Below are 25821 nucleotides of genomic sequence, written 5' to 3'. Positions count from 1 at the left end.
TACATTAACCATTACACAATGTGAGAGGGGACATTTTACCATGGCCAGAAAAACGTTCACGAAAGAAGACATCAAACGGATCGCACAAGAAGAGGACGTACGCTTTATTCGTCTTCAATTCACGGATATCCTCGGTACGATTAAAAACGTCGAGGTGCCGATCAGCCAATTGGACAAAGCACTTGATAACAAGATGATGTTCGACGGCTCTTCGATCGAAGGCTTCGTACGCATCGAGGAATCAGACATGTACCTCTATCCAGACCTCGACACATGGGTTGTCTTCCCGTGGACAGACGGCAGCGGTAAAGTCGCTCGCTTGATTTGTGATATTTATAACCCGGACGGCACACCGTTCAGCGGTGACCCGCGCGGTAGCTTGAAGCGTAACCTCGAGCGCATGCAAAAGCTCGGCTTCACAGCGTTCAACGTCGGACCAGAGCCTGAGTTCTTCCTCTTCAAGAAAGACTTGAACGGCAAACCGACACTCGAACTCAATGACCAAGGCGGTTACTTCGACTTGGCACCGGTCGACCTCGGCGAGAACTGCCGTAAAGAGATCGTCATCGAGCTCGAAAACATGGGCTTCGAAATCGAAGCATCACACCACGAAGTCGCTCCAGGTCAGCACGAAATCGACTTCAAATACGCGGATGCAGTCACAACGGCTGATAACATCCAAACGTTCAAACTCGTCGTCAAGACGATTGCAGCGAAATATGGCCTTCACGCGACGTTCATGCCGAAGCCACTCTTCGGTGTCAACGGTTCTGGGATGCACGCCAACATGTCGCTCTTCAAAGGTGACACGAACGTCTTCTACGACCCGAACGGCGACATGGAATTATCAGATACAGCCCGCGCCTTCACGGCAGGAATTCTCGAGCACGCTCGTGCGTTCACGGCTGTCTGTAACCCGACTGTCAACTCGTACAAGCGCCTCGTGCCTGGTTACGAAGCACCTTGCTATGTAGCATGGAGCGCGCGCAACCGTTCACCACTCGTTCGTGTACCGGCGGCCCGTGGCCTCTCGACGCGTATCGAAGTGCGTTCGGTTGACCCAGCGGCGAACCCGTATCTCGCCTTGTCGACGCTCTTGGCTTCTGGCCTCGACGGAATCGAGAAAGACATGACGGCACCGAAGCCGATTGACAGCAACATCTACGTGATGGACAAGCCAGAGCGTGTTGCCAACGGAATCGATGATCTTCCGGCTACACTCTTTGACGCACTCGAAGTACTCCGTGCCGATAAAGTCGTGATGGATGCTCTCGGTGACCACATCGGTGAACACTTCCTCGAGTTGAAAGAAATCGAGTGGGATATGTTCCGTACGCAAGTAACAGAGTGGGAACGCGATCAGTACATGACGCTCTACTAAGTCGATGAACTGGGGACGTTAACCCTATCAATCAGAGTCCTGAATGAGTTCTTCTTGTGAAGACTCGTTCAGGACTCTTTTTCTATCAGTCTATATAATGAGGAAGCATGTATGGCTAGATGAGCGGACTAGACGAAACTGAAGGAGGTGGAAGACGTGGCAGCACCGTTGAAAGAGGTATATCATGAGGACTTTTTGCTAGGATTTGGACGACGTGTACAATCCGTCTACCCATCGTTTGACATAGAGGCATTTGTCGCATCGATCGTAGATGAGTCATGGGAAGCGTTAGCGCTGAAAGGGCGTATGCGCCGTATCTCGACAAAGCTCGGGGAGTACTTACCTCAACACTACGAGTCGGCTATAGACGTCTTGATCGAAATTGCAGACGATTGTGTCGGCTTTCCATATTTATTCTTTCCCGACTTCGTAGAAGTGTATGGACAGGCGGAAGAACATTGGGAACGCTCGATGTCAGCGCTCGAACTCTTCACGCAGAAATCGTCTTCGGAATTCGCGATCCGACCTTTTCTGCTTCGTGATTCGACGCGAGTGATGAATCGTATGATGGCATGGGCCAAGCATCCGAATGAGCATGTGCGGAGATTGGCGAGTGAAGGCTGCCGCCCTCGTCTTCCGTGGGCGGAATCGTTACCGATGTTCAAAGCAGACCCGGCTCCAGTGTTGGCGGTTTTAGAGTTATTGAAAGAAGACCCATCATTATATGTAAGGAAAAGTGTCGCTAACAACCTCAACGATATCTCGAAAGATCACCCGGAAGCCGTGCTCGCGGTCTCGCGTCGATGGCAGGGCGAACATGATCATACCGATTGGGTCATCAGACATGGGTGTCGAACATTGATCAAATCCGCTCACCCCGACGCCTTAACGCTGTTCGGTTATGCGCAAGAAACGGATTTAACCGTCAACGCATCGATTTCGATACATCCGAACATGCTCAGTATCGGGGAGGCGTGCGAGATTCAATACGATGTGTCGATTCGTCCAGGCGATGCTGCATATATTCGGGTCGAATACGCCATCGACTTTATAAAAGCGAATGGGAAAGCGAGTCGTAAGGCGTTTCTTTTTACGAATAAAACCGTCGCTGGGGGAGCAAAACTTGCAGCGAGCAGAGTCCACAACTGGTCAGACTTGACGACGCGTCGACATTATCCGGGTGCGCATCGAATCGTCCTGTTGGTAAATGGACGAGAAGTTGCCGAAACTCGACTCGTGTTGCATAAACGAGACGACTGATAAATGTTTTAGATACAATCGACGGTTCGAAAAAGGGCAACCCAGTCTAATAGACGGGTTGCCCTTTTGGGTGTATGGCATAAGCATTTGCTTAAAACGCACGTTTGAAGAACGTCGATGCATAGTCGAGCGTCGTATGTAGCGTCGTCGCGAAGACGAGTCCGAAGAAACAGGCTGCCCCGTTCAGGTCGAGCCACGATTTGGCAGCTTCCTCATACGGCGTGAACGTGAGCACGAGCGTGAGCGGGAAACCGAGATAGATGACCCGGATCAGATCGCTCAAGAGCGGCAAATGCGAGAATAACGACCGATGGGGCATAAGCTTCACGTAAGGGAGCCAAAAGCCCCGAAGCGGTCCCCATCGATAATAGGCGTCCGACTTCAAGTCGAGGTCCGGGGAGAGCCAGAACGTCCCGATCAGGGCGCCGAATAGGAACACGGTCGGAACATCGATGTCAATAAAAGGCGTGGCAATCGCAAGAGCACCGATTGCCACGAGATTCGTACGGGTATGTGTCTTGCCACTCGCCATTAGTGAATCGTCCGGTATACACCGATGACCTTCCCTAAAATCGACACGTTATCGAAATACATCGCTTCGAGTTCGTCGTTCTCCGGCTGGAGACGCACTTTCGAAGCTTCTTTATAAATCCGCTTCACCGTCGCTTCGCCTTCATCCGTCATGGCGACGACAATCTCTCCATTGTCGGCCGTGTTCTGTTGGCGGACGAGGACACGGTCCCCATCCAAGATGCCGGCGTTAATCATCGAGTCTCCCGAGACCGAGAGCATATAGACGTTGTCGGAACCGACGACGTGGGCCGGGAGCGGGAAGTGTTCTTCCACGTTCTCGATTGCCGTAATCGGCGTACCAGCCGTGACTTTCCCGATGACCGGCACGTACATGACAGCATCGTGGTCTTCGACGACTGACATCTCTTCATCTAAAATCTCGATGGCACGTGGCTTCGTCTTGTCACGTCGAATCAATCCACGTTTCTCTAGACGGTCCAAGTGTCCGTGGACGGTCGAGCTCGATGCGAGTCCGACAGCCTCTCCGATTTCACGAACAGAAGGGGGATACCCTTTCGCCCGAACCTCGGATTTTATAAAATCAAGAATCTGTTGTTGTCTTGCTGACATTTTTTTCAATGGATTTCACCTCGATTATGTCGAATATCCTGCGAACGCATCCTATTCTTTATGGGTTTAGTTTAACACAAGAACACATGAGCGCACAAACATTCGTTCGTTTTTTTCTACTTGACCGAACAGAAGTTCTTGTTTTATGATGAGAACAGATAAACGAACAGACGTTCTCGAGAACGTGTATTCTTATTCCCAGGAGGTAATCGTTATGAGAGACACAATCAATGGAATCATTTTAGTCGGCATGTTGGCACTTGGAATGTTCGCGTTTTATATGGTCGGTGAGATGCGCCACGACGTTGATGTCGTCGCGACCGAACCGGCGATTGAGCACAGCGTCGAAGAGGAAGTCGCCTTGACGGAAGCTGAGTCACTCGAGGCACAGCTTCTCGCCGAACGCGCTGAGGAAGAAGACGACAAGACGACGTGGTTCGCCGCCGAATAATCTTTTCTGATTGCGAACAGCCCCTGAACCTGTGTATCGTAGAGGGCGAATGGAAAGAAAGGAAGTGACGGGATGCGAGTCGTCATTTATTGTCGCGTGTCGACGAACAAGTCCACGCAAGAGACGTCACTCGGTCGCCAAGCGGACGAACTGACGCGGATGGCGAAACGTCTGGACGCCGAAATCGTCGATGTGATCAGTGAGCAGGAGAGCGGATATGAAGTCAATCGGACGGGATTGCTCGATTTGTTGGAGCACGTCTCGACGTCCAACCTCGACGCCGTGCTCGTCAGCGATGACAGCCGCCTCGGACGAGGGAACGCGAAAATCGCCATCTTGCATACGCTCATGAAACATAACGTCCGCTTGTTGACGATGCAATCGTCCGATGAATACGTCGTCTCGGATGCCGAGAAGATGGTGCTCGAAATCGTCAGCGTCGTCGAGGAGTACCAACGTAAAATCCATAACGCCAAAATCTCACGTGGCATGCGCCGGGCGGTCGCGAACGGGTTCAACCCGCATCGCAATATTCAGCATCATGACCAAGGCGGCCGGAGCCGAATCGAAGTGCCGATCGAAGAGATCGTCCAACTGCGCGAGCGCGGGTTAACGTTCGCTGAAATTGCCGCCACGCTCCGTGGTTTTGGCTACGAGGTGTCAAAAGCGACTGTGAACCGCCGCTATTTGGAGCACGTGTCAGTACCAGAAACTTGATTCCTGCTCGCTGATTTTGTACAGTAGAAGAACAAATTCAGTAGAGAGGGGGCGAGCCTGATGCTAGCACCTGAACAGTTGGAGCGAATCAATTTTCTCGCCAACAAAGCCAAGACAGATGGACTGTCACCACAAGAGATGGACGAGCAGCAAGCGCTGCGTCAACAATATTTGCAAGCGTTCCGCCAATCATTCAAATCACAGATGATGGGAATGAAGGTCGTCGATCCGGACGGGAACGACGTAACGCCTGAAAAATTGAAAGACGAGCAGAAACGACATCGCTCTGAGTGACCACGAATGCACATCCTATTTCATATAGGGTGTGCATGTTTGTTATACGCGAACGGGGATCAGGGGGACTTATTGGACTGATTTTGAACGAAAGGAAGTAAACGATTCCATTCAATGTGTTATACTAATTAATTAGTTGTGACACACGAATGAGTGTGCTAAAATATGACGGGTAGAAACTTTGTAACAACAGAGAGGATGAAATTAGTGGAAACAACTACTAAAGAATTATTAGCGATTAACTCGATTCGGACGCTCTCGATTGATGCGGTCCAAAAAGCGAACTCTGGTCACCCGGGGATGCCGATGGGTGCGGCTCCGATGGCGTTCACACTTTGGACGGATAAGATGCGTCACAACCCGAAAAACCCGAACTGGTTCAACCGCGATCGGTTCGTTCTTTCAGCGGGACACGGTTCGATGCTCTTGTACTCGCTTCTTCACTTATCTGGTTACGACCTTTCACTCGACGATCTCAAATCGTTCCGTCAAATGGATTCGAAGACGCCTGGACACCCAGAGTACCGTCACACGGCTGGTGTCGACGCGACGACTGGACCACTTGGCCAAGGGATTGCCATGGCAGTCGGTATGGCGATGGCTGAGAAGCATTTGGAAGCGACATACAACCGTGATGAGTTTAAAGTGGTTGACCACTTCACATACGGGATTTGTGGAGACGGTGACTTGATGGAAGGCGTGTCGGCAGAAGCTGCCTCACTCGCTGGTCACTTGAAACTCGGAAAGCTTGTCGTCCTTTATGATTCAAACGACATCTCACTCGATGGCGACCTTCACAAGTCGTTCTCAGAAAGCGTCGAAGATCGTTTCAACGCTTACGGCTGGCAAGTGATTCGCGTTGAAGATGGCACGGACATCGATACAATCGCGAAAGCAATCGACGAAGCGAAGGCGGAAACGTCGAAACCGACCCTCATCGAAGTGAAGACGGTCATCGGTTTCGGTTCACCGAACAAGTCAGGGAAATCGGCCTCACACGGCGCGCCGCTCGGCGAAGCTGAAATCGAGCTCACGAAGCAGTTCTACAAGTGGGAAGGCGAGAACTTCTACGTACCGACCGAAGTGTACGACTTGTTCAACGAGAAAGTCGTTGAGCCAGGCGCTAAAGCGGAAGCGGACTGGAACGAACTCGTCGCGGCTTATAAGTCGTCACACCCTGAACTCGGTGCCCAATTCGAGCGTGCAGTGAACAACGAGCTCCCAGAAGGTTGGGACAGCGAGTTGCCGACGTTCGAAATCGGTTCGAAGAAAGCAACACGTCAAACGAGCGGTGAAGTATTGAACGCGATCGCCAAAGCAGTGCCGACACTCTTCGGTGGCTCGGCTGACCTCGCCGGATCGAACAACACGATGATTAAAGGTGCTGCGGACTTCGATGAAGATCCAGCAGGCCGCAACATCTGGTTCGGTGTCCGTGAATTCGCAATGGCAGCTGCCGTCAACGGTATGGCACTCCACGGTGGAGTCCTTCCTTACGGTGCGACTTTCTTCGTCTTCTCAGACTACTTGCGTCCAGCGGTACGACTCGCGGCCCTCATGGGAATCCCATCGACGTTCGTCTTGACGCACGATTCGATCGCGGTCGGCGAAGACGGCCCGACACACGAACCGGTCGAGCACTTGATGAGCTTCCGTGCGATGCCAAACTTGTCTGTACTCCGTCCAGCTGACGGAAAAGAGACGATTGCGGCTTGGAAGCAAGCGATCACGACGAAATCGTCACCATCGCTTCTCGTCTTGACGCGTCAAGCGTTGCCAGAACTCGAAGGCACGTCGATTGAAGACGCGGCCAAAGGTGGCTACGTCGTCGCCGGTAACTCGAGCGAGGCGGATGTCCTCCTTCTCGGTACAGGTTCTGAAGTCCACGTCCTCGTCGAAGCTCGCGAAGCACTCGCGGCTGATGGCGTGAACGCGGCTGTCGTCTCGATGCCTTCATGGGAATTGTTCGAAGCCCAGTCGGCAGCATACAAAGAGTCGGTCCTTCCTTCGTCAATCACGAAGCGTGTGTCGCTTGAAGCGGGCGCGACACTCGGCTGGTACAAATACGTCGGATTCGGCGGTAAAGTACTCGGAATCGACAAGTTCGGTGCTTCTGCCCCTGGAGATCTCCTCATGAAAGAATATGGCATGTCGGTCGATAACGTCGTCGCGGCTGTCAAGTCACTTTAATCGCTTGCTATCAGTGGTGGCCCATCGTTTTGGGTCACCACTTTTTTTACAGACGACTAGCGAATTAGCGTAATATAGTGTATAGTAAAAAACGATGTTTCATATGGTAGAGGAGGTTAAGCCTTGAGTACATTATTCTGGATTCTTCTGATCGTGGCAGCACTAATCGGGGGTATTGCGATCGGTTTCTTTATCGCTCGTAAATACATGATGAACTACCTCGAACAGAACCCGCCGATCAACGAAGATATGATTCGTACATTGATGATGCAAATGGGTCAAAAGCCGTCACAGAAGAAAGTCAACCAAGTGATGCGCGCCATGAACGTTCAAATGAAAAACGAAAAGAAATAAAACTGATTGACCGAAGCACTTTGCGCCCGCAAAGTGCTTTTTGCATCCATTTTTTGTTAGACAATCGAACAAACTTTCGCTAATCTAAAAGAATAGTCTGAATTCAAGACAACATAGGGGGTGTTTCAGATTCGTGTATTTAAACAATTGGCTTGGTTCTTCAAGCTCGAATGGCGGACGTATGCGCTCGGGATCGTCCTACTCATGTTCGTCGCGGCGCTCGAGCTCGTGCCGCCACGCATCATCGGCCGAATCGTCGATGAGATTAACCGAGAATCGCTCGAAACAGATTTATTGTGGATGTTGCTCGGCGGGCTCGCGGCCGTCGGAATCGGGAACTACGTGGCCCGCTTCTTTTGGCGGTACTTCATCTTCGGTGCTTCGATTCGGCTCGGTCGGATGTTGCGGAGTCAACTCTATCGACACTTCACCGATTTAGATCAACGCTTTTACAAGAAGTCGCGGGTCGGGGATTTGATGGCCCATGCGACGAACGATGTCCAAGCCGTCTCGACGACGGCGGGTGCGGGGATTTTGACACTCGTCGACAGCATTACGATGGGGACGTTCGTCATCATCACGATGGTGACGACGATCAGTTGGAAGTTGACGGTCGTGGCACTGTTGCCACTACCAATCATGGTCGCGTTGACGACGCGATACGGCAAACTATTACATAACCGGTTCGGGGTCGCCCAGGCGGCATTCTCCGAACTGAATGACAAAGTCCAAGAGAGTGTCAGCGGCGTCCGCGTTTTAAAATCGACCGGAGAAGTCGGCCGCGACGTCGACTCGTTTGAGAAGTTATCGGACGAGGTCATGGCGAAGAACGTCCGCGTCGCCAAAATCGATGCCTTGTACGACCCGACCATCTTTGGAATCGTCGGCCTCTCGTATATCCTGTCAATCGGCTATGGGGCCTATTTGATTGAACAAGGCGAGCTGACGATTGGTCAAATCGTCAGTTTCACGGCGTATCTCAGTTTGCTCACTTGGCCGATGCTCGCGTTCGGCTGGCTGTTCAATATCGTCGAACGCGGACGTGCCTCGTATGACCGGATCGAGCGGATGCTCGCCGTCAAGCCTGAGATTCAAGATGACCCGATGGCGGCGACGAAACTCGCGCATTCGGAGATTGAGGCGGACATCCGTGCGTTCCGTTATGATGAGACGCCTGTCTTGCAGGACGTCACGTTCCGGATTGAACGCGGTCGTACGCTCGGTATCGTCGGGCGGACCGGTTCCGGAAAAACGACGATCGTTCGATTGTTGACGCGGGAATATGACGTCCATGACGGCACCATCAAAATCGGGGGTATCAACATCCGCCAAGTGAAAAAGTCACTTCTGCTCGACAAGGTCGCCGTCGTGCCACAGGACCACTTCTTGTTCAGCGACTCGATTGCGAACAATATCGCGTTCGGCAAACCGGAAGCAAAACTCGACGAGATTATGGAAGCGGCCAAAATCGCTGAAGTGCATGAAGACATCATGCGGTTACCGGAAGGATACGCCACGCTCGTCGGCGAACGAGGCGTGACGCTATCGGGCGGTCAAAAACAACGGATTTCGATTGCACGTGCCCTCATGATTGAGGCGGATGTGTTGATTCTAGACGATGCTCTCTCCGCCGTCGATGCGAAGACGGAAGAAGCGATCATCGAGCATTTCCGGGCCGGGAATCCCGATCAATCTCGGTTGATTGTCGCGCATCGACTGTCCGCGGTCGAGCATGCCGACGAGATTCTCGTCCTCGAAGACGGTCGCATCATCCAACGGGGCCGGCATCAGGATTTGATTCGCGAACCGGGATGGTACAAAGACACGTATGATCGTCAACAGCTCGAAGCAATCGTAGAAGGGGGTGGCCACCATGAAGCATGACGTTCAGGAATGGCCGGTCATCAAACGTCTATTGGCGTATACGAATCGTTACGCGCGTCCACTCGGTCTCGCCTTCGTGTTCTTGTTGCTTGCCACCGGCGCGAAGCTCGCCGGACCATTTTTGATCAAAGTCTTCATTGATGAGTTCGTGACGCCAGGCGTCTATCCGACGAACTGGGTCGTCACACTGCTCGTCGTTTATTTGGTGTTGCATGTGTCGGCAATCATCTTCGACTATCTGCAGTCGATTTCATTCCAAAAGATTGCCTTGAAAATCGTTCAAAACATTCGGATGGATATTTTCCGACATGTCATGGGCATGCGGCTCGCCTATTTCGACCGGACGCCGGCGGGTGTGCTCGTCTCGCGCATCACGAACGACACCGAGGCGGTCAAGGAGCTGTACGTCGGGGTGATGAGTACGTTCGTCCAGTCGGCCGTCCAGCTGCTTGGGACGTATATTTTCCTCTACATCCTCGAACCTACGCTTGCGACGATGGGGCTCGTGCTCGTGCCATTGTTCTGGCTCATCATCTGGGTGTACCGTCGCTACTCGACGAAGTACTTCGCCCAAGTGCGTGACTTGTTGTCGCAATTGAACGGACAATTGAATGAATCGATAAACGGGATGGGAATCGTTCAACAGTTCCGTCAAGAAGAGCGGCTTGTCCGCCAATTCGAAGAGACGAACGAGGCACATCAACAGGCGCGCTATCGGAACTTGAAGCTCGACAGTATGCTCTTGCGGCCGATTATCGAATTGTTGCTCGCTTTCTCCATCATCGGGTTACTCGGTTATTACGGTGTCTTGTCGACGACCGAACAAGTACAGGTCGGCGTCGTCTACGCGTTCATCAGCTATATCGAGCGTATTTTCCGTCCGGTGCTCGATATCATGCAACGTTTAAGCGAGTTCCAACAGGCGGTCGTCTCGGCGGACCGCGTCTTCAAAATCTTGGACACCGATGAGCCGGCCCCAGGGAAGAGCCTGGAGGGAACGGCTGAAATTGGCTCTGGGGAAGTGCGGTTCGAAAACGTCACGTTCAGCTACGACGGCGAAGTCGACGTGTTGAAACACATTTCGTTCGTCGCCAAGCCGGGCGAGACGGTCGCACTTGTCGGTCATACCGGGAGCGGGAAGAGCTCAATCATCAACTTGTTGACCCGGTTCTATCCGTATCAATCAGGACAAATCACCATCGATGGCCATCCGATTGAGCAGTTCGAGGAAGCGGAACTCCGGGCCAAAGTCGGGCTCGTGCTCCAAGACCCGTTCTTGTTCACGGGGACGATTGAGGACAACTTGAAACTGTTCAACCCGACAATCGACTCGGACAAAGTCCGAGAAGCGGCCGAGTTCGTCCAAGCCCACACGTTCGTCGAGAAACTTGAAGCCGGCTACGGTCACACGGTCGGGGAACGGGGAGCGACGTTCTCGAGCGGAGAACGGCAATTGCTCGCATTCGCCCGGACGGTCGCCCGCGATCCGAAAATCTTGATTTTGGATGAGGCGACGAGTTCGATTGATACCGAGACCGAGGAGCGCGTCCAGCTCGCCCTCGACCGGATGCGGCGCGGTCGGACGACAATCGCCATCGCCCACCGGTTGTCGACGATTCAAGATGCTGATTTGATTCTTGTGCTCCATCGCGGGGAAATCGTCGAACGGGGCAATCATCAATCGTTGTTGAAACAAGACGGGCTCTATAAAAAGATGTATGAACTGCAATCAGGTCAACGTCTGATGTCATAAATTACAAAAAAAGACGCCGGAATCGGCGTCTTTTTTCCATGGAAAAGGCTCTCCACTAATGAGATGTGGAGAGCCGGTCAGTTAAAAGGTTAAAGGTTCTGAAGCGTGTATTGCCAGGACGTGACGTGTGATCAGCTTGTCTAACTCTTGACTGACGTGAATCACTTCGGGAGACGTCCAACTGTGCTGCGAAGCGATTTCGTACAGTTCATCGCGTTTCTGTTCAATGGCATAATGTAAGTTTTCAGCTGTGATGACCGCCACGGTATTTCCCCCATCGTTATAAAGTCAAAACTGTTTCTTAGGAATATCCAAATCTTAGCATCTAACACTACTGTTTACAAGTTTCATTTCCATTTCAAAGATTACAATTTCACTCAAACAATCGTTGTAGAAAAAGATGCGAGCATTTTGAAAAGGTTTTCGCTATAATGGGGCTGAAAGGTGGAAGATCGCATGGAAGTTACCCTTTGGCTCGCATTTGGGGCGGGCGTCTTGTCATTTTTGTCTCCGTGCACGCTACCGTTGTATCCAGTCTTTTTATCGTATATTACAGGAGTCTCTGTCTCTGACTTAAAGAGTGAGGGACTACGGCAGCGCACGGCATGGTTTCATACGTTCTCATTCCTCTTCGGTTTCTCCATTGTCTTTCTCGTGCTTGGTTTGTCGACCTCGCTGATCGCCGACGTATTCATTCAATACAAAGATAGCTTGCGCATGTTCGGTGCCATCCTTATCTTCGTATTCGGTGTCTTCTTGGCAGGTCTCTGGCAACCACGCTTCATGATGCGCGAGAAAAAACTCGCATTAGGAGAACGCAAGAGCGGCTATTTTGGGACGGCCCTCATCGGAATTGGGTTCGCTGCAGGGTGGACCCCTTGCACGGGACCGATTCTTGCTGGCGTCATCGCCCTTGCTGCCTCAAACCCGAGTCAGGGCATGGGTTATATGTTGGCATACGTTATCGGTTTTGCCATCCCGTTCCTCGTCATGGCCGGATTTGTTGGCAAAATCAAGTATTTGGCACGTAACAGTGCCAAGGTAGCAAGATTCGGAGGCTATTTGATGATGGCTTTCGGCGTCGTATTATATTTTGATGGCATGAACCGCTTCGCTGCTTGGATGAGCGAATTAGTAGGATTCACCGGATTTTAAAGGGGTTGACCGAATGTCGATATTTTGGGGATCGACCCTCGTCGCACTGATGATGGGCTTGATTGCGAGCTTTGTTCGCGTCAAAGCGTCAGCACGTCCGACGAATGCGAAAAAGATTTTGATTCCGCCGCTCGCGATGTCGACGGGCATGTTACAATTTCTCGTCCCGGCGTTTCGGTTGACTTGGCTCGAGGTCGGAGAGGCGCTGCTTGTCGGATTGATTTTCAGCGTGTTTTTAATCAAGACGTCGAATTTCGAGAAACGTGACGGAGAGGTGTACTTGTCCCGTTCGAAAGCGTTCTTTATCGTCGTGTTTGTCTTATTGGCCATCCGGACGGTCATGAAGGCGTTCCTCGGGGACGAGGTCAACATATTCGCGACAGGCGGCCTGTTCTACTTGATTGCCTGGGGTATGATTGTCCCGTGGCGCATCGCCATGTATCAAAAGTACAAACAAATCGTGGCATCATAAACGGCGTCCCTCGCAAGGGACGCCGTTTTTGTCGATCAAGAAGATTTTTTGGTCAGGGCTGCCTCGGTCTCGGCATCGATTCCGGTGTTCGCCTTGACGAGAATCCGTTCGAAGTTTCCGGCGACTTCATCCGACTTCGTCAAGTACGTGCCGACGATGGCAGCGAGGAAACCGAGCGGGATTGACACGATGCCCGGGTTCGTGAGCGGGAACAGCGCCTCGCCGATAAAGATGGCAGAACCATCCGGCGCCCATACGTTCGGACTGATAGCGACGAGGAAGAGCGACGAGAACAAGCCGACGATCATGCCGAATACGGCTCCTCCGGTGTTGAACCGTCTCCAGTAAATCGTGAACAAGATGACCGGCAAGTTCGCACTGGCGGCCACGGCAAACGCGAGCGAGACGAGGAAAGCGACGTTCATCGATTGGGCGAAAAACGCGAGTCCCATCGAGACGAGGGCGACAGCAATCGAAGCGATGCGGGCCGCCGTGACTTGCTCTTTCTCTGTCGCTTCCCCTTTACGGACGATATGTCCATAGAAATCGTGGGCGAATGCCGAGGCGGCCGAAAGGACGAGTCCGGCGACGACGGCAAGGATCGTGGCAAAGGCGATCGCCGCGACAAAGGCGAACAACAAGTCGCCGCCGAGCACTTGGGCCAGAAGCGGTGCGGCCATGTTGCCGGCCGGGTTGGCTGCGATGATGGCATCCGAGCCGACGAATGCGGCCGCCCCGAATCCGAGGAAAATCGTCAATATGTAGAACGCACCGATGACCCATGTCGCATAGACGACGGATTGGCGTGCCGTCGGCGCATCCTTGACCGTGAAGAAACGGATGAGGATGTGGGGCAGACCGGCCGTCCCGAGGACGAGCGCCAAGTTTAGCGAGATCGTGTCGAGCGGAAGCTTGAACTTGTTGCCCGGGTCCAAGAAACTGTCGCCGAGCGGTGTCGCCTTGCTCACTTCCGAGAACATGGTGAAGACAGAGAAGTCAAAGCGAGCGAACACAAGAAACGAGATAATGGCGGTCCCGATCATCAATAGGACAGCTTTCGTGATCTGGACCCATGACGTCGCGGTCATTCCCCCGAAGACGACGTATACGGTCATCAAGATGCCGACGACGACGACACTCGTCGTGTACGGAATGCCGAGCAACAGCTCGATGAGCGCGCCGGCACCGACGAGCTGGGCGATCATATAGAAAATCGAGATGACGATGGCGTTCATGGCGGCGACGCCACGGACGCGTGGTTTGTTGAATCGAGCCGCAATCATATCGGCCATCGTATACTTCCCGAGGTTACGGAGCGGCTCGGCGACGAGATAGAGCACGACGAGATAAGCCACCAAGAAACCGATTGAATAGAAGAAACCGTCAAATCCGGCGAGAGCAATCATCCCGGCAATCCCGAGGAATGAAGCGGCCGACATGTAGTCCCCTGCGATGGCGAGCCCGTTTTGGAACCCGGTCAACCCTCCATCGGCCGTATAAAAGTCACTTGCAGTCTTCGTCTTCCGGGCAGCAAAGAACGTGATGACGAGCGTGAGCCCGACAATCGCGAGGAATAATAGAATCGCGGTCCAGTTCATCGGTCGTCCTCCTCTTGTTTGATGGCGGTGACGAGTTCGTCAAACCGACGGGCCCGGCGGCTATACATGACACAGAACGTCCAAGTCATGAAGAATTGGGCGAAGGCGAGCACCCAAGCCCATGTGATGTCCCCGGCGACGGGGATATTCAAAAAGCTGAAGTAACTAGTCGAAATCGGTAACGTGAAATAAAAGATGAGGGAGAAGATGATGGACGGAATAATGAACCGATTCTTTTCTCGCATCAGTTTGTGGAACGTCTGGCTCTCGACAATCGCTTCAGCGGAGCGGGTGCTGTCGGTTTGCGTGACGTGCGTGACATCATGCATATAAAACCCTCCTTCGGTATCAAGATACGTACATTATAGAAATGTAAATAAAGGAAAAGCTATCCATTTTTTATTGTGCAAAATGAATTTGTTATACTGATATTGGTCATACCACTTTAATGTAAGCGTTTTCAATATTGTCTATATCATGAACGTTATTTTTGAATAGTTATTCCACTTGAAAAAGGTACTTTTGACCTACTAGTCGTATGGCACATTTTCGAGAGCAGGACACATAATGAGTCGGCTAATTAAGTCGGCATCAAGAAATTAATAAAAAGACGCCAGGCCACTGTCCTGACGTCTCGTCTCATTGTTGGAAGTAACGTTGATACACTTTCCAGTCGATTTTCTCTTCTTCAAGCGCCTTCTTTAAAAACTTATGATCCCGCTTCGGTGTCGCGGCGATATAGCCTTTGACGACGAGCTCGGTCGTCATTTCACGGGCTCGTGTCTCAAGGGCGAACTGTCCGATCTTACCGGCAATCTTTCGTATGGCGACGTCGCGGAACAGCTCAGGCACCGGTGTGACGAGGCGGTCGAGCAGCGTTCGCGTCTCCGGCGTCCATAAGTGGCGTGTCTTGTCGATGTAGTCATCCTCAATGTCGAGAAGTGAGCGTCCATCTTCTTTTGGCATTCGTTTCAAAAATTTACGGAACATAAAGTAACCGCCGATCGACATTAACCCGATCATCACGAATCCCCAGAAGACAATGAAATACATCATCAAGTTTTCTGGCATCGTCTTTCCCCCGTTCTGTCATTTCACGATCATTCAAGCTAAGTATACAAAAAAGGGACGCGATACAAAAGCTACAGCTATCCGTTCACTACTATAAAGATGGACGAAACGGGCCGGTTTCGTTAGAATAGATAGCGTTGCAATGAGCAAGACATCGTATAAATCGTATTGTCCAGAAAGGAAAGAACCATACATGAATCAATTAAAACAAGAAGTTGAGAAGCGTCGTATTTTCGGCATCATCTCGCACCCGGATGCCGGTAAGACGACGCTGACGGAGAAGTTGCTCCTTCACGGGGGCGCCATCCGTGAGGCGGGGACGGTCAAAGCCCGCAAAAATTCCAAGCATGCCAAGTCGGACTGGATGGAAATCGAGAAACAACGTGGAATCTCGGTCACCTCGTCGGTCATGCAGTTCGTCTATCAAGACAAAGTCGTCTCGATTATGGACACGCCTGGACACAATGATTTTGGAGAAGATACGTACCGCGTGTTGACATCGGTCGATAGCGCCGTCATGGTCATCGATGCGGCCAAAGGGATTGAGACGCAGACGAAGAAACTGTTCCAAGTCTGTCGGATGCGGGGGATTCCAATCTTCACGTTCATGAACAAATTGGACCGCCAAGCGAGAGACCCGCTCGAACTCATGGAAGAGCTCGAAGAAGTGCTCGGCATGCCTTCGGTCGCCGTCACGTGGCCAATTGGGAGCGGGATGCAGTTCGAAGGGGTGTACGACCGCTTGAAGAATGAAGTCCACTTGTTCCGCGGCGAGAAAGGGACGCTCACGTTGAACGAGGACGGTGTCAATGACCCGATTCTCGCCGATTATTTGACGGAAGAGAACTTGACGAACCTTCGGGATGAAATCGATTTGCTCGACGGTGCCGGCAATGAAATCGAAGTCGATGCGATTCAGCACGGGAAACTGACTCCGGTCTTTTTCGGGACGGCCCTCGTCGACTTCGGCGTGACATCGTTCTTGAACCACTATCTCGCCATGTCACCGGCCCCTGAGGCTCGTAAGTCGAATGTCGGTCCAATCGACCCGACATCAGAAGAGTTCAGCGGCTTCGTCTTCAAGATTCAAGCGAACATGAACCCGGCCCACCGTGACCGCATCGCTTTCGTCCGCATCTGTTCGGGCGTGTTCGAGCGTGGCATGGACGTCACGCTCACGCGGACAGGGAAGAAAATCAAGTTGAGTCAATCGACGCAACTCATGGCCAACGACCGAGAAACAGTCGATCAGGCATTCGCTGGGGACGTGATTGGGATTTACGATTCGGGGACGTACCAAATCGGCGACACGATCACGACGTCAAAACAGAAAATCGCATTCGAGGCGTTGCCGACGTTCCCGCCTGAATTGTTCATGCGCGTCTCGCCAATCAACTCCCTTAAGTCGAAGCATTTCCACAAAGGTGTGGAGCAGCTCGCCCAAGAAGGAGCGATTCAAGTGTATCGCAACGAATATAACGAGATTTATCTCGGTGCGGTCGGTCAACTCCAATTCGAAGTGTTCGAGTATCGCTTGAACAACGAATACGGCGTCGACATCCGCATGGAGCCGGTCTCGTACAGCGTTGCGCGTTGGGTGAAGGACAAGGAATTGAAGGCGCTCAAGCCGTTCCAGGACTCACGCAACATGCTCGTGACGGATCGTTGGGAGCGTCCCGTGTTCTTGTTCGCCAACGAGTTCACGTTCGACCGCTTCAAAGAACGGTATGAAGATGAGCTCACGCTCGTCGACGCCCTCGACGTCAACGTCGAGATTGGCGCAGAATAATGATGGATGACGGCCCTTGTCCGAGGGCCGTCTTTTCTTGTTTCAGTGAGTCTGGCGCCGTTGATAAGTTTTACTTATGACTAATTTGTGACGGAATGTATTTTACGTCACGCTATAGTTGTATTATGATAAACATGTGATAAGTAAGCGATTACGGCACGTGCCGGCATCGCCGCTTTCAAAAAGGGGGATATCGTATGGAACAGACGAACGTATTAGACGCTTTCAAGTCTCGGACACAGTTCGAGGTCAATGGACAAGCGTACGATTTTTACCGGCTCAAAAAGCTTGAAGAAGAAGGGGTGACGGAACTTAGTCGACTCCCGTACTCGATTCGCGTATTGCTCGAATCTGTACTTCGTCAACAAGATGGCCGCGCCATCACGAAAGAACATGTCGAGAACTTGGCTAAATGGGGTACTGCCGAAGTTTCGAAAGATATCGATGTTCCGTTTAAACCGGCTCGTGTCGTCCTTCAAGACTTTACGGGTGTGCCGACGGTCGTTGACCTCGCTTCACTTCGTAAGGCGATGGCTGACCTTGGTGGAGACCCGAACAAAATCAATCCTGAAATCCCGGTCGACCTCGTCGTCGACCACTCGGTCCAAGTCGATGCGTATGGTTTTGCCGGCGCACTCATGAAAAACATGGACATCGAGTTCGAACGTAACGAAGAGCGTTACAAATTCTTGCGTTGGGCTCAAACGGCGTTCGACAACTATCGTGCCGTCCCACCTGCGACAGGAATCGTTCACCAAGTCAACTTGGAGTACTTGGCGTCGGTCGTCCTCGAGAAGAATGACGGAACGGGCAACGTCGCCTATCCAGACTCGCTCGTCGGAACGGACTCGCACACGACGATGATCAACGGTCTCGGCGTCCTCGGATGGGGTGTCGGTGGAATCGAAGCCGAGGCGAGCATGCTCGGTCAACCGTCTTACTTCCCGGTACCAGACGTCGTCGGCGTCAAAATCATTGGTGAAGTCAATCCGGGTGTCACGGCGACAGACGTCGCGCTCGTCGTAACTGAGATGCTCCGTAACGAGAAAGTCGTCGGCAAGTTCGTCGAGTTCTTCGGTCCATCGCTTCACACGATGCCACTCTCAGACCGGGCCACGATTGCAAACATGGCGCCTGAATATGGTGCGACTTGTGGCTTCTTCCCAGTCGATACAGAGACGCTCAACTACATGCGCACGACAGGTCGCCCAGAAGAGTTGATTGACCTCGTCGAAGCCTACTCGAAAGCGAACGACTTGTTCTATACACCAGATCAAGCGGACCCATCGTTCACGAAGACGCTCACGCTCGACTTGTCGAAAGTGCAACCGTCGCTTGCGGGACCAAAACGTCCGCAAGACCGCATCAACTTATCAGACCTTCAGTCGGCATTCGTCGACAGTGTGACGGCACCAGCCGGACACAGCGGTTTCGGTCTTGAAAAAGCTGAGCTTGAGAAGACGGCGGCGGTCAACTATACAGACGGTGCTGTCGACATGCGCACGGGTGACGTCGCGATCGCAGCCATCACAAGCTGTACGAACACGTCTAACCCATACGTCATGGTGGGGGCAGGACTTGTCGCGAAGAAAGCCGTCGAACGCGGTCTCACGGTTCCAAAATTCGTGAAAACGTCGCTCGCACCAGGCTCGAAAGTCGTTACTGACTACCTCGACAAAGCCGGTCTCACGACGTACCTCGACCAACTCGGTTTCAACACCGTCGGTTACGGATGTACGACATGTATCGGAAACTCGGGTCCACTCGACCGCGAAGTCGAAGAAGCAATCACATCGAACGATCTGCTCGTCTCGTCGGTCCTCTCGGGGAACCGTAACTTCGAAGGTCGCGTCCACCCGCTCGTCAAAGCGAACTTCTTGGCGTCACCGCCACTCGTCGTCGCTTACGCGCTCGCTGGATCGGTCAACTTCGACATCATGAACGAGTCGTTCGGAACGGACAAAGATGGCAATGAAGTCTTCTTCAAAGACATCTGGCCATCGAACGATGAAATCAAGATGGTCGTTCAAGACGTCGTCTCACCGGAAGCGTTCCGCAAAGAGTACGACACGGTGTTCACGGGCAATGAACGTTGGAACGCGCTTGACGTCCCAGAAGGCAACTTGTATGACTTCTCAGACGACTCGACGTATATCCAAAACCCACCGTTCTTCGAAAACCTCGAGCCAGAGGCTGGAGAAGTCCATGCGTTGAACGGCCTCCGCGTCATCGGGAAGTTTGCCGACTCGGTCACGACCGACCACATCTCACCAGCCGGTGCGTTCTCGAAGACGACACCAGCTGGACAGTACCTTCAGTCGAAGGGCGTCGCACCGCTCGACTTCAACTCGTACGGCTCACGTCGTGGGAACCACGAAGTCATGATGCGCGGTACGTTCGCGAACATTCGCATCCGTAACCAAGTCGCACCAGGCACTGAAGGCGGCTTTACAACGTACTGGCCGACTGGCGAAATCATGCCGATGTATGATGCAGCCATGAAGTACAAAGAGCAAGGCACAGGCCTCGTCGTCTTCGCAGGAAACGACTACGGTATGGGCTCGTCGCGTGACTGGGCAGCCAAAGGAACGAATCTTCTCGGCATCCGTGCCGTCATCGCGCAGAGCTTCGAACGCATTCACCGCTCGAACCTCGTCATGATGGGCGTGTTGCCACTCCAGTTCATGGACGGGGAGTCAGCTGACTCACTCGGACTCACAGGCGAAGAAGCGATCGACATCCAAGTCGACGAATCAGTCCGCCCACGTGATATCCTGAACGTCAAAGCAACACATGAGAACGGTACTGTGACCGAGTTCAAAGTCGTCGCTCGCTTCGATTCTGAAGTCGAAATCGATTACTACCGTCACGGCGGCATCTTGCAGATGGTTCTCCGCAACAAATTGAAGTAAGCCAATGACCTTCCTTTGCAAAAAGGAAGGTTTTTTTTGTGAATGTGCGAATATGAGGTGAGAGGATGACTCATATCGGGAACAGAATGAGGAGAGGGGGGAGTGTATGGAACGACAGACGAAATCAGGTAAAAACTGGTGGCAACGGCTGACGCAAAAAGAGGAAGTGACGGAGGAAGAAATCGACCTCACGCTTCCGCAGTTGCGCGAAGCCATCCATGAATATGAGCAGACGTTGCCGAAAGGCGTCAATCGCACGGTCTTGCTCGACGAGGCGCAAGAAATCGATTTGGCTCGACTGAAGAAACACTTGCCCGGAAAACCGAGACAGCGGTTTTATATGTCGAAAGAGACGTTTCATATCGTCCCCGAGGACGAGCGGGAATTGGTGTATGAGATGGATCAAGTGCAGCGGGCGCTCGATTTATACTTTGAACAAGAAAAAAAAATACCGTTTCGAAAATTTCAACAGACACTGCAATTGGATTTGACTCGATTACGCGAGGGCGGCTACTTGAAAGTGTTGCCAAAACGGCCCTATTACGTCGTTGACGAGACGTTAATCGTGTCATTGGAACCGAAACCGCCGGAGTGACGACATGCCATCGTCACTTTTTTTGACATGGCCGGTCAAACATGTCGCAAGCTTGAGTCGTGTTTACAAACTATGTTACGGTGGAAAACGTATATGAAAATAAGAAAATTGAATAGGAGTGAGATTATGGAAAGGAAAAGCAAAGTGACGACCGTTTTTCTCGTTTCAGCCATCATTACGGTCTTATTCACGATTTGGGGTGTCATCCCAGAGAGCGTCCTCGGTAACGCCAGTCTCTTGAACGTGACGACTTTACTGCAAGGCTGGCTCTCCAACGGCTTTGGCTGGTTTTATTTACTCAGTGCGACCGGGATTCTACTCGTCGCCATCTTTTTGATCTTTTCACGGTTCGGTTCGATTCGGCTCGGAAAAGATACCGATCGCCCGGAGTTCGGCTATCTGTCATGGTTCGCCATGTTGTTCAGCGCCGGGATGGGAATCGGGCTCGTGTTCTGGGGGGCAGCGGAGCCGTTGTCTCATTTTCACGCGCCGCCATTCGAGTCGGGCTCACCTGAAGGCGATGCGCGTACCGCGATGCGCTATTCGTTCTTTCACTGGGGCTTGCATCCTTGGGCCATCTATGCGATAATCGCGCTCGCCATCGCTTACTCGACGTTCCGGAAAGGTCGCCCGGCGACGATTGGCGAGACGATCGGCTCGCTCGTCAATGACCGCTATGAACGACCGGTCAAGCGGACGGTCGACGTGTTGGCCATCATCGCGACCGCGTTCGGTGTGGCGACTTCGCTCGGCTTCGGGGCCCAGCAAATTGCCGGAGGGATTCACTTCTTGATTCCGAACGTACCGAACGCATTCTCGACCCAATTGATTATTATCGCCGTCGTGACCGTACTCTATATGATCAGTGCCTCGACAGGACTCGAGAAAGGAATTCGAATCTTAAGTAATACGAATATCTTTCTCGCCATCGTCCTCTTATTCGCGACACTCATTGCCGGACCGAGCGCGTTCATCCTTGATCTGTTCACGCAGACGATTGGGACGTATTTGCAACAGTTACCGTCAATGAGTTTCCGGACGGCCGCGTTTGAGCCGGCGGAACGCGAATGGATTAACGGATGGACAATCTTCTATTGGGCTTGGTGGATTTCATGGTCACCGTTCGTCGGGACGTTCATCGCCCGTGTCTCGAAAGGACGTACGATTCGTGAATTTATTATCGGCATCTTGCTTGTTCCGACCTCGTTTGGTCTGCTCTGGTTCTCCGTCTTCGGCGGTGCGGCCATCTGGGCCGACTTGAACGGTGGGGCAAACTTGATTGCCACGGTCAACGAGATCGGCACTGAAGTCGGCCTGTTCGCCTTGTTCGAGACGTTTGGTGGGTTTGGGACAATCCTTAGTATCGTCGCCATCTTCTTGGTCTCTGTCTTCTTCATTACGTCAGCGGACTCGGCGACATACGTGCTCGGCATGTTGTCGACGAACGGGAAACTTGTTCCGCCGATGCGAATCAAGCTCGTCTGGGGCTTCATTCAGTCTTCCATCGCCGCCGTGCTCTTATACGTCGGTGGACTCGGGGCGCTACAAGCGGTCGCAATCCTGGTCGCGTTCCCGTTCATCTTCGTGTTAATCCTGATGATTGTCGCCTTGTTCAAAGATTTGTCCGATGAACCGGACGAACGGGACAAGTATATTGAAGCGTATAAGCAGGAAGAAGAAGATAAGCTTGGATAAACGGAAAGGGTCTCGGTTGAGGCCCTTTTTTGGTTGTAAATGTTTTGCAGGACCCTCTCGCTAGTGTAGGATAGTAAGTGAAGAAGATTGGGAGGGCATTCTATGAAACAACATGTTAAAAAGCGATTGAGTTGGGTGATTTTTGTCGGAATCCTCATTGTCGGCGCCCTGCTCGCCTATAACTTTTACTCAATCATGAACTTGAATGACGACGAGGGCCGCGTCAACCGGGCCGAACCGTTCTATACATCCGTCGTGATTGGTTACGAAGAGCAAAAATTGCCGGAAAACGGTGAGACGTTGGAAGTTCGTGAATATGAAGTGACATACGATGAGGACGGTCACTTCGTGTCCGAGGTCGTAGAGGGCCCTAACGTTGGTGCCCGAGCCGAATGGGATGGTACCGTTTATCGCGAGTTTAACCCTGAGGGCGAGGAGACGAACAGTCAAGAGACGAGCTCAGGCGCAGTGGCTCCACACCCATTCTTGTCGCGCGCGACGAATGAACAGATTCGCAAATGGCTCGACGATGGGACGCTCGGTTCAAGCGAAGGTGACGTCGATATCATCGGGCGGACCGCGCAAGCGTTCGTCAAGAAAGAGTCCCCCGAGGCCGTGCCGGCAGAGTGGGTCGAAAAGTATCCATCGATTTTCAGTGAAGATGAGAATGAAGAGGCCGTCACGTATTACGTTGATGTGAACGAGCGCATTTTGCTCGCTGCCGAATCACGCAACAACGGGAAGTTGTTCCATTCGATTCGGATGACTTCTTTTGAATCACGATAATCCGGCGAGGAGCAGACTGAAACGTCGGCTCCTTTGTCGTCTAAAAAGGAGAATACTATGAAACAGATCACCTTGGATCAAGTGCAATCGGACTTGACGGCGTGGGAAGCGGGCGGACGAATCGAGGAAGCTGCGTTATTGTCTTACGCCCATTGGTCCCGCGCGACCGGACACCGTCAAGAGTTGATTCGCACCTTGACACTCCTCGCGACGAGACGGTTCGAAGCACGCCAGTCCATCGACCCATTGTTACATCGTTGGGTCAAGGAATTGGAGTCGCTCAATGCATTGCCGCCAGCGCTCCGCGTCAGTCAATTATACGAAGTGTTGCGACGCCATAAACAACATTTGCACGTCGAATGGCCGAAATTACGGGAGACGGATTACGCGTCGATGAAAGTTCAAATTTTGACCGAATACGAAGCGAAGACGTCGGAACTGCTCGAGCAACTTGAGCAGCTTCACGACGAGATTGACCGTGCCAAATCCGACCTTCGCGACTCGGAGTTCAAAGGACAGCTCGAGCGCTTATTCCTCGTCGTGATTGACGCGATGCAAGAAGTGGCCGCACTCGAAGATGACACGGCCTCGCTCTTGGCTTCGATGCAAGGCAATTACTTCAGCCGTGAGGCGTTTCACCGTTTCGGTGAGCAAGTCGGGCTCGTCAAACAGCGACTCGCCACGATTGTCGAACACTTGCCGGAACAGACGGAACAGGTGCGGTCGAGCGCGATTGAATCACTCGAGGCGATGATCGGGCTCACCGACGTGAAGCAACGCGTCAAAGCGTGGTATCGCTTCCTGTTATTCCAAAAAGAACGGGAAAAGGCAGGTTTCTCGTCCAAACATCAACCTTCGCTCCATCTCGTGTTTACGGGAAACCCAGGCACTGGCAAGACGACGCTCGCGCGTCTCATGGCCGAGATTTATTTTGAGCTTGGTCTGCTCGCCCGTCCAGACGTCGTCGAGGCGGATCGTTCAAGTCTCGTCGGCGCGTTCGTCGGACAGACGGAAGAGCAAGTCATGAACAAAGTGAAAGAAGCCGAAGGCGGCGTCCTGTTCATCGATGAGGCATATGCGCTCAAACGGCAGGACGCGAGCGGAAGCGACTACGGACAGGCAGCCATCGATACGCTCGTCGCCGCGATGACGAGTGGTGAGTACGCTGGAAAATTTGTCGTCATCCTCGCCGGTTATCCGGAAGAGATGCGTCATTTCCTGTTGGCCAATCCGGGACTTCGTTCGCGCTTCCCCGAATCAAACCATTACGAGTTGCCGAACTACAGTGATGACGAACTCGTCGCCATCGGCGAAAAAGTGGCCGCGGAGAACAATTACGTCCTGACGGTCGAGGCGAAGCGCGCCTTGATTGCGCGCATCGACCGGGAACGGGTCGACGCCACGTTCGGGAACGCGCGCACGGTGCATAACATTTTGCTCGACGCCATGTTCAAAAAAGGGTCCCGCTTCGGTGCCGATGCCCCGCTCGACGAGATGGCCTTATTGACGGAAGTCGATTTCGAGATGGATGCGGCCGAGGACACGTCAGCCCCGACGCTCGACGACTTGGTCGGGATGGACGAGGCGAAACGGCAACTGCGTGAAATCGAGGCGCTCGTCACGATTCAAAGACGACGCCGCGAACTTGGATTAAAGACGGCACCGGTTCAACTCCATGCCGCACTCGTCGGCAACAGCGGGACAGGGAAGACGACGTTCGCTCACCTGTATGCCCAGCTGTTGAAGAAAACCGGCTACTTGAAACGCGGACACTTGAAAGTCGTCAGCCGGGCCGATCTCGTCAGCGGTTATGTCGGCCAGACGGCACAGAAGACGAAGGCGGCTATCCGCGATGCGCTCGGCGGCGTGCTGTTGATTGACGAGGCATACAGTTTGAACGGTGGACCGAACGACTACGGGCGCGAAGCCATCGATACGCTCGTCGACGAGATGCCGAAGCACGGGGACAACCTCGTCGTCGTCATGGCGGGATACGAGGCGCCGATGCGACGATTGATCGAGTCTAACCCGGGACTGAACAGTCGAATCAAGCGCACCATTCAGTTCGAGGATTATTCGACCGACCAACTCGTCGAGATCGCCAAGACGTATGCCGCGAAATTTGGCTATACGTATGACGAGACGGTAGAGCAAGCGCTCAAAGAGCGACTGTCCGGCATCGAGCGACCGAATGCACGGACGGCGCTGTCGTTGATTGACGAAGCCATCGCGAGACAGTCATACCGTTTGATTGAAGAACAGGCTGAGACTGACGACCTGAATCATATTTTAGTAGTAGATATTAAGACCAAGTTATAATA

Annotated in this window: 23 protein-coding genes; 17 read left to right on the top strand and 6 right to left on the bottom strand. The window is 52.7% G+C overall.

What is annotated here, in order from left to right; genetic code table 11:
• Positions 1 to 40 precede the first annotated feature (40 nt).
• Together glnA and KNO58_RS08340 are read left to right on the top strand one after the other, a co-directional pair.
• Complete coding sequence (gene glnA / locus KNO58_RS08345) at positions 41 to 1381, top strand: type I glutamate--ammonia ligase (RefSeq protein WP_214707608.1); 1341 nt, start codon at positions 41 to 43, stop codon at positions 1379 to 1381.
• Between the two features lie 156 nt (positions 1382 to 1537).
• Positions 1538 to 2641, top strand: a complete 1104-nt coding sequence (locus tag KNO58_RS08340; protein WP_214753026.1) for a DNA alkylation repair protein — start codon at positions 1538 to 1540, stop codon at positions 2639 to 2641.
• 91 nt (positions 2642 to 2732) lie between these two features.
• On the opposite strand, the gene KNO58_RS08335 is transcribed toward KNO58_RS08340, so the two are convergent.
• Together KNO58_RS08335 and lexA are read right to left on the bottom strand one after the other, a co-directional pair.
• The gene (locus KNO58_RS08335) at positions 2733 to 3173 is read right to left on the bottom strand and encodes a metal-binding protein (RefSeq protein ID WP_214753023.1); all 441 of its coding nucleotides are present in this window, start codon (positions 3171 to 3173) and stop codon (positions 2733 to 2735) included.
• Positions 3173 to 3793 carry a transcriptional repressor LexA gene (gene lexA / locus KNO58_RS08330; protein WP_214753021.1) on the bottom strand — a complete coding sequence of 207 codons (621 nt, stop codon included), beginning with the start codon at positions 3791 to 3793 and terminating at the stop codon, positions 3173 to 3175. The genes KNO58_RS08335 and lexA overlap by 1 nt, the downstream gene beginning before the upstream one ends.
• A 205-nt stretch (positions 3794 to 3998) precedes the next feature.
• Between lexA and KNO58_RS08325 the strand changes: the two genes are divergently transcribed.
• The 7 genes from KNO58_RS08325 (at position 3999) to KNO58_RS08295 (ending at position 11427) form a co-directional block, all read left to right on the top strand.
• Positions 3999 to 4235, top strand: coding sequence for a hypothetical protein (locus tag KNO58_RS08325; RefSeq protein WP_214753019.1), 237 nt, complete (start codon positions 3999 to 4001; stop codon positions 4233 to 4235).
• A gap of 72 nt (positions 4236 to 4307) precedes the next feature.
• Entirely contained in the window at positions 4308 to 4952 is a 645-nt protein-coding gene (locus KNO58_RS08320) for a YneB family resolvase-like protein (protein ID WP_021067587.1), read from the top strand.
• 60 nt (positions 4953 to 5012) lie between these two features.
• Positions 5013 to 5246, top strand: a complete 234-nt coding sequence (locus KNO58_RS08315) for a DUF896 domain-containing protein (protein ID WP_214753017.1) — start codon at positions 5013 to 5015, stop codon at positions 5244 to 5246.
• A 198-nt stretch (positions 5247 to 5444) separates the two neighbouring features.
• Entirely contained in the window at positions 5445 to 7436 is a 1992-nt protein-coding gene (gene tkt / locus KNO58_RS08310; protein WP_214753015.1) for a transketolase, read from the top strand.
• A 123-nt stretch (positions 7437 to 7559) separates the two neighbouring features.
• Positions 7560 to 7790 carry a YneF family protein gene (locus tag KNO58_RS08305; RefSeq protein ID WP_021067584.1) on the top strand — a complete coding sequence of 77 codons (231 nt, stop codon included), beginning with the start codon at positions 7560 to 7562 and terminating at the stop codon, positions 7788 to 7790.
• A 129-nt stretch (positions 7791 to 7919) separates the two neighbouring features.
• Positions 7920 to 9674 carry an ABC transporter transmembrane domain-containing protein gene (locus KNO58_RS08300; protein ID WP_214753484.1) on the top strand — a complete coding sequence of 585 codons (1755 nt, stop codon included), beginning with the start codon at positions 7920 to 7922 and terminating at the stop codon, positions 9672 to 9674.
• Complete coding sequence (locus tag KNO58_RS08295) at positions 9664 to 11427, top strand: ABC transporter ATP-binding protein (protein ID WP_214753013.1); 1764 nt, start codon at positions 9664 to 9666, stop codon at positions 11425 to 11427. The genes KNO58_RS08300 and KNO58_RS08295 overlap by 11 nt, the downstream gene beginning before the upstream one ends.
• Positions 11428 to 11508: 81 nt before the next feature.
• Here the strand turns inward: KNO58_RS08295 and KNO58_RS08290 are convergent, their stop codons facing one another.
• A complete protein-coding gene (locus KNO58_RS08290) occupies positions 11509 to 11691 on the bottom strand; it encodes an aspartyl-phosphate phosphatase Spo0E family protein (RefSeq protein WP_214753011.1) in 183 nt (60 codons plus the stop codon).
• Between the two features lie 192 nt (positions 11692 to 11883).
• On the opposite strand from KNO58_RS08290, the gene KNO58_RS08285 reads away from it, so the two are divergent.
• Both KNO58_RS08285 and KNO58_RS08280 read left to right on the top strand, forming a co-directional pair.
• A complete protein-coding gene (locus KNO58_RS08285; RefSeq protein WP_021067580.1) occupies positions 11884 to 12582 on the top strand; it encodes a cytochrome c biogenesis CcdA family protein in 699 nt (232 codons plus the stop codon).
• 19 nt (positions 12583 to 12601) lie between these two features.
• Entirely contained in the window at positions 12602 to 13054 is a 453-nt protein-coding gene (locus KNO58_RS08280; protein ID WP_214753482.1) for a CcdC family protein, read from the top strand.
• A 35-nt stretch (positions 13055 to 13089) separates the two neighbouring features.
• Here KNO58_RS08280 and KNO58_RS08275 read toward each other — a convergent pair whose 3' ends face one another.
• The 3 genes from KNO58_RS08275 to KNO58_RS08265 form a co-directional block, all read right to left on the bottom strand.
• Positions 13090 to 14652, bottom strand: coding sequence for a solute symporter family protein (locus KNO58_RS08275; protein WP_214753009.1), 1563 nt, complete (start codon positions 14650 to 14652; stop codon positions 13090 to 13092).
• Positions 14649 to 14981 (bottom strand): DUF485 domain-containing protein, encoded by a 333-nt coding sequence (locus KNO58_RS08270; RefSeq protein ID WP_214753007.1) that lies wholly within the window; start codon positions 14979 to 14981, stop codon positions 14649 to 14651. The genes KNO58_RS08275 and KNO58_RS08270 overlap by 4 nt, the downstream gene beginning before the upstream one ends.
• A gap of 310 nt (positions 14982 to 15291) precedes the next feature.
• A complete protein-coding gene (locus KNO58_RS08265; RefSeq protein ID WP_214753005.1) occupies positions 15292 to 15723 on the bottom strand; it encodes a DUF2621 family protein in 432 nt (143 codons plus the stop codon).
• A 193-nt stretch (positions 15724 to 15916) separates the two neighbouring features.
• Between KNO58_RS08265 and KNO58_RS08260 the strand changes: the two genes are divergently transcribed.
• From KNO58_RS08260 to KNO58_RS08235, 6 genes are all read left to right on the top strand, one after another.
• On the top strand, positions 15917 to 17512 hold the full coding sequence (locus tag KNO58_RS08260; RefSeq protein WP_214753003.1) for a peptide chain release factor 3: 1596 nt from the start codon (positions 15917 to 15919) through the stop codon (positions 17510 to 17512).
• 197 nt (positions 17513 to 17709) lie between these two features.
• Positions 17710 to 20424: an aconitate hydratase AcnA gene (acnA, locus tag KNO58_RS08255; protein WP_214753001.1), complete on the top strand. Its 2715-nt coding sequence runs from the start codon at positions 17710 to 17712 to the stop codon at positions 20422 to 20424.
• Between the two features lie 106 nt (positions 20425 to 20530).
• On the top strand, positions 20531 to 21019 hold the full coding sequence (locus tag KNO58_RS08250; RefSeq protein ID WP_214752999.1) for a DUF3939 domain-containing protein: 489 nt from the start codon (positions 20531 to 20533) through the stop codon (positions 21017 to 21019).
• A gap of 126 nt (positions 21020 to 21145) precedes the next feature.
• Positions 21146 to 22714: a BCCT family transporter gene (locus tag KNO58_RS08245; RefSeq protein WP_214752997.1), complete on the top strand. Its 1569-nt coding sequence runs from the start codon at positions 21146 to 21148 to the stop codon at positions 22712 to 22714.
• Between the two features lie 102 nt (positions 22715 to 22816).
• Complete coding sequence (locus tag KNO58_RS08240) at positions 22817 to 23500, top strand: hypothetical protein (protein WP_214752995.1); 684 nt, start codon at positions 22817 to 22819, stop codon at positions 23498 to 23500.
• Between the two features lie 57 nt (positions 23501 to 23557).
• Complete coding sequence (locus KNO58_RS08235) at positions 23558 to 25819, top strand: AAA family ATPase (RefSeq protein ID WP_214752993.1); 2262 nt, start codon at positions 23558 to 23560, stop codon at positions 25817 to 25819.
• Positions 25820 to 25821 lie beyond the last annotated feature (2 nt).

The sequence above is a fragment of the Exiguobacterium sp. J17977 genome (assembly GCF_018616375.1).
In the GTDB taxonomy this organism is placed as follows: Bacteria; Bacillota; Bacilli; order Exiguobacteriales; family Exiguobacteriaceae; genus Exiguobacterium; species Exiguobacterium mexicanum.
This window is presented reverse-complemented; position numbering and strand designations above follow the sequence as displayed.

What these genes read in the sequence shown, in the direction of transcription:
- glnA (WP_214707608.1), top strand. Translation starts at nt 41, where the DNA reads ATGGCCAGAAAAACGTTCACGAAAGAAGACATCAAACGGATCGCACAA.
- KNO58_RS08335 (WP_214753023.1), bottom strand. Translation starts at nt 3,173, where the DNA reads ATGGCGAGTGGCAAGACACATACCCGTACGAATCTCGTGGCAATCGGT.
- KNO58_RS08325 (WP_214753019.1), top strand. Translation starts at nt 3,999, where the DNA reads ATGAGAGACACAATCAATGGAATCATTTTAGTCGGCATGTTGGCACTT.
- KNO58_RS08320 (WP_021067587.1), top strand. Translation starts at nt 4,308, where the DNA reads ATGCGAGTCGTCATTTATTGTCGCGTGTCGACGAACAAGTCCACGCAA.
- KNO58_RS08315 (WP_214753017.1), top strand. Translation starts at nt 5,013, where the DNA reads ATGCTAGCACCTGAACAGTTGGAGCGAATCAATTTTCTCGCCAACAAA.
- tkt (WP_214753015.1), top strand. Translation starts at nt 5,445, where the DNA reads ATGAAATTAGTGGAAACAACTACTAAAGAATTATTAGCGATTAACTCG.
- KNO58_RS08295 (WP_214753013.1), top strand. Translation starts at nt 9,664, where the DNA reads ATGAAGCATGACGTTCAGGAATGGCCGGTCATCAAACGTCTATTGGCG.
- KNO58_RS08285 (WP_021067580.1), top strand. Translation starts at nt 11,884, where the DNA reads ATGGAAGTTACCCTTTGGCTCGCATTTGGGGCGGGCGTCTTGTCATTT.
- KNO58_RS08275 (WP_214753009.1), bottom strand. Translation starts at nt 14,652, where the DNA reads ATGAACTGGACCGCGATTCTATTATTCCTCGCGATTGTCGGGCTCACG.
- KNO58_RS08270 (WP_214753007.1), bottom strand. Translation starts at nt 14,981, where the DNA reads ATGCATGATGTCACGCACGTCACGCAAACCGACAGCACCCGCTCCGCT.
- KNO58_RS08265 (WP_214753005.1), bottom strand. Translation starts at nt 15,723, where the DNA reads ATGCCAGAAAACTTGATGATGTATTTCATTGTCTTCTGGGGATTCGTG.
- KNO58_RS08260 (WP_214753003.1), top strand. Translation starts at nt 15,917, where the DNA reads ATGAATCAATTAAAACAAGAAGTTGAGAAGCGTCGTATTTTCGGCATC.
- acnA (WP_214753001.1), top strand. Translation starts at nt 17,710, where the DNA reads ATGGAACAGACGAACGTATTAGACGCTTTCAAGTCTCGGACACAGTTC.
- KNO58_RS08250 (WP_214752999.1), top strand. Translation starts at nt 20,531, where the DNA reads ATGGAACGACAGACGAAATCAGGTAAAAACTGGTGGCAACGGCTGACG.
- KNO58_RS08245 (WP_214752997.1), top strand. Translation starts at nt 21,146, where the DNA reads ATGGAAAGGAAAAGCAAAGTGACGACCGTTTTTCTCGTTTCAGCCATC.
- KNO58_RS08240 (WP_214752995.1), top strand. Translation starts at nt 22,817, where the DNA reads ATGAAACAACATGTTAAAAAGCGATTGAGTTGGGTGATTTTTGTCGGA.
- KNO58_RS08235 (WP_214752993.1), top strand. Translation starts at nt 23,558, where the DNA reads ATGAAACAGATCACCTTGGATCAAGTGCAATCGGACTTGACGGCGTGG.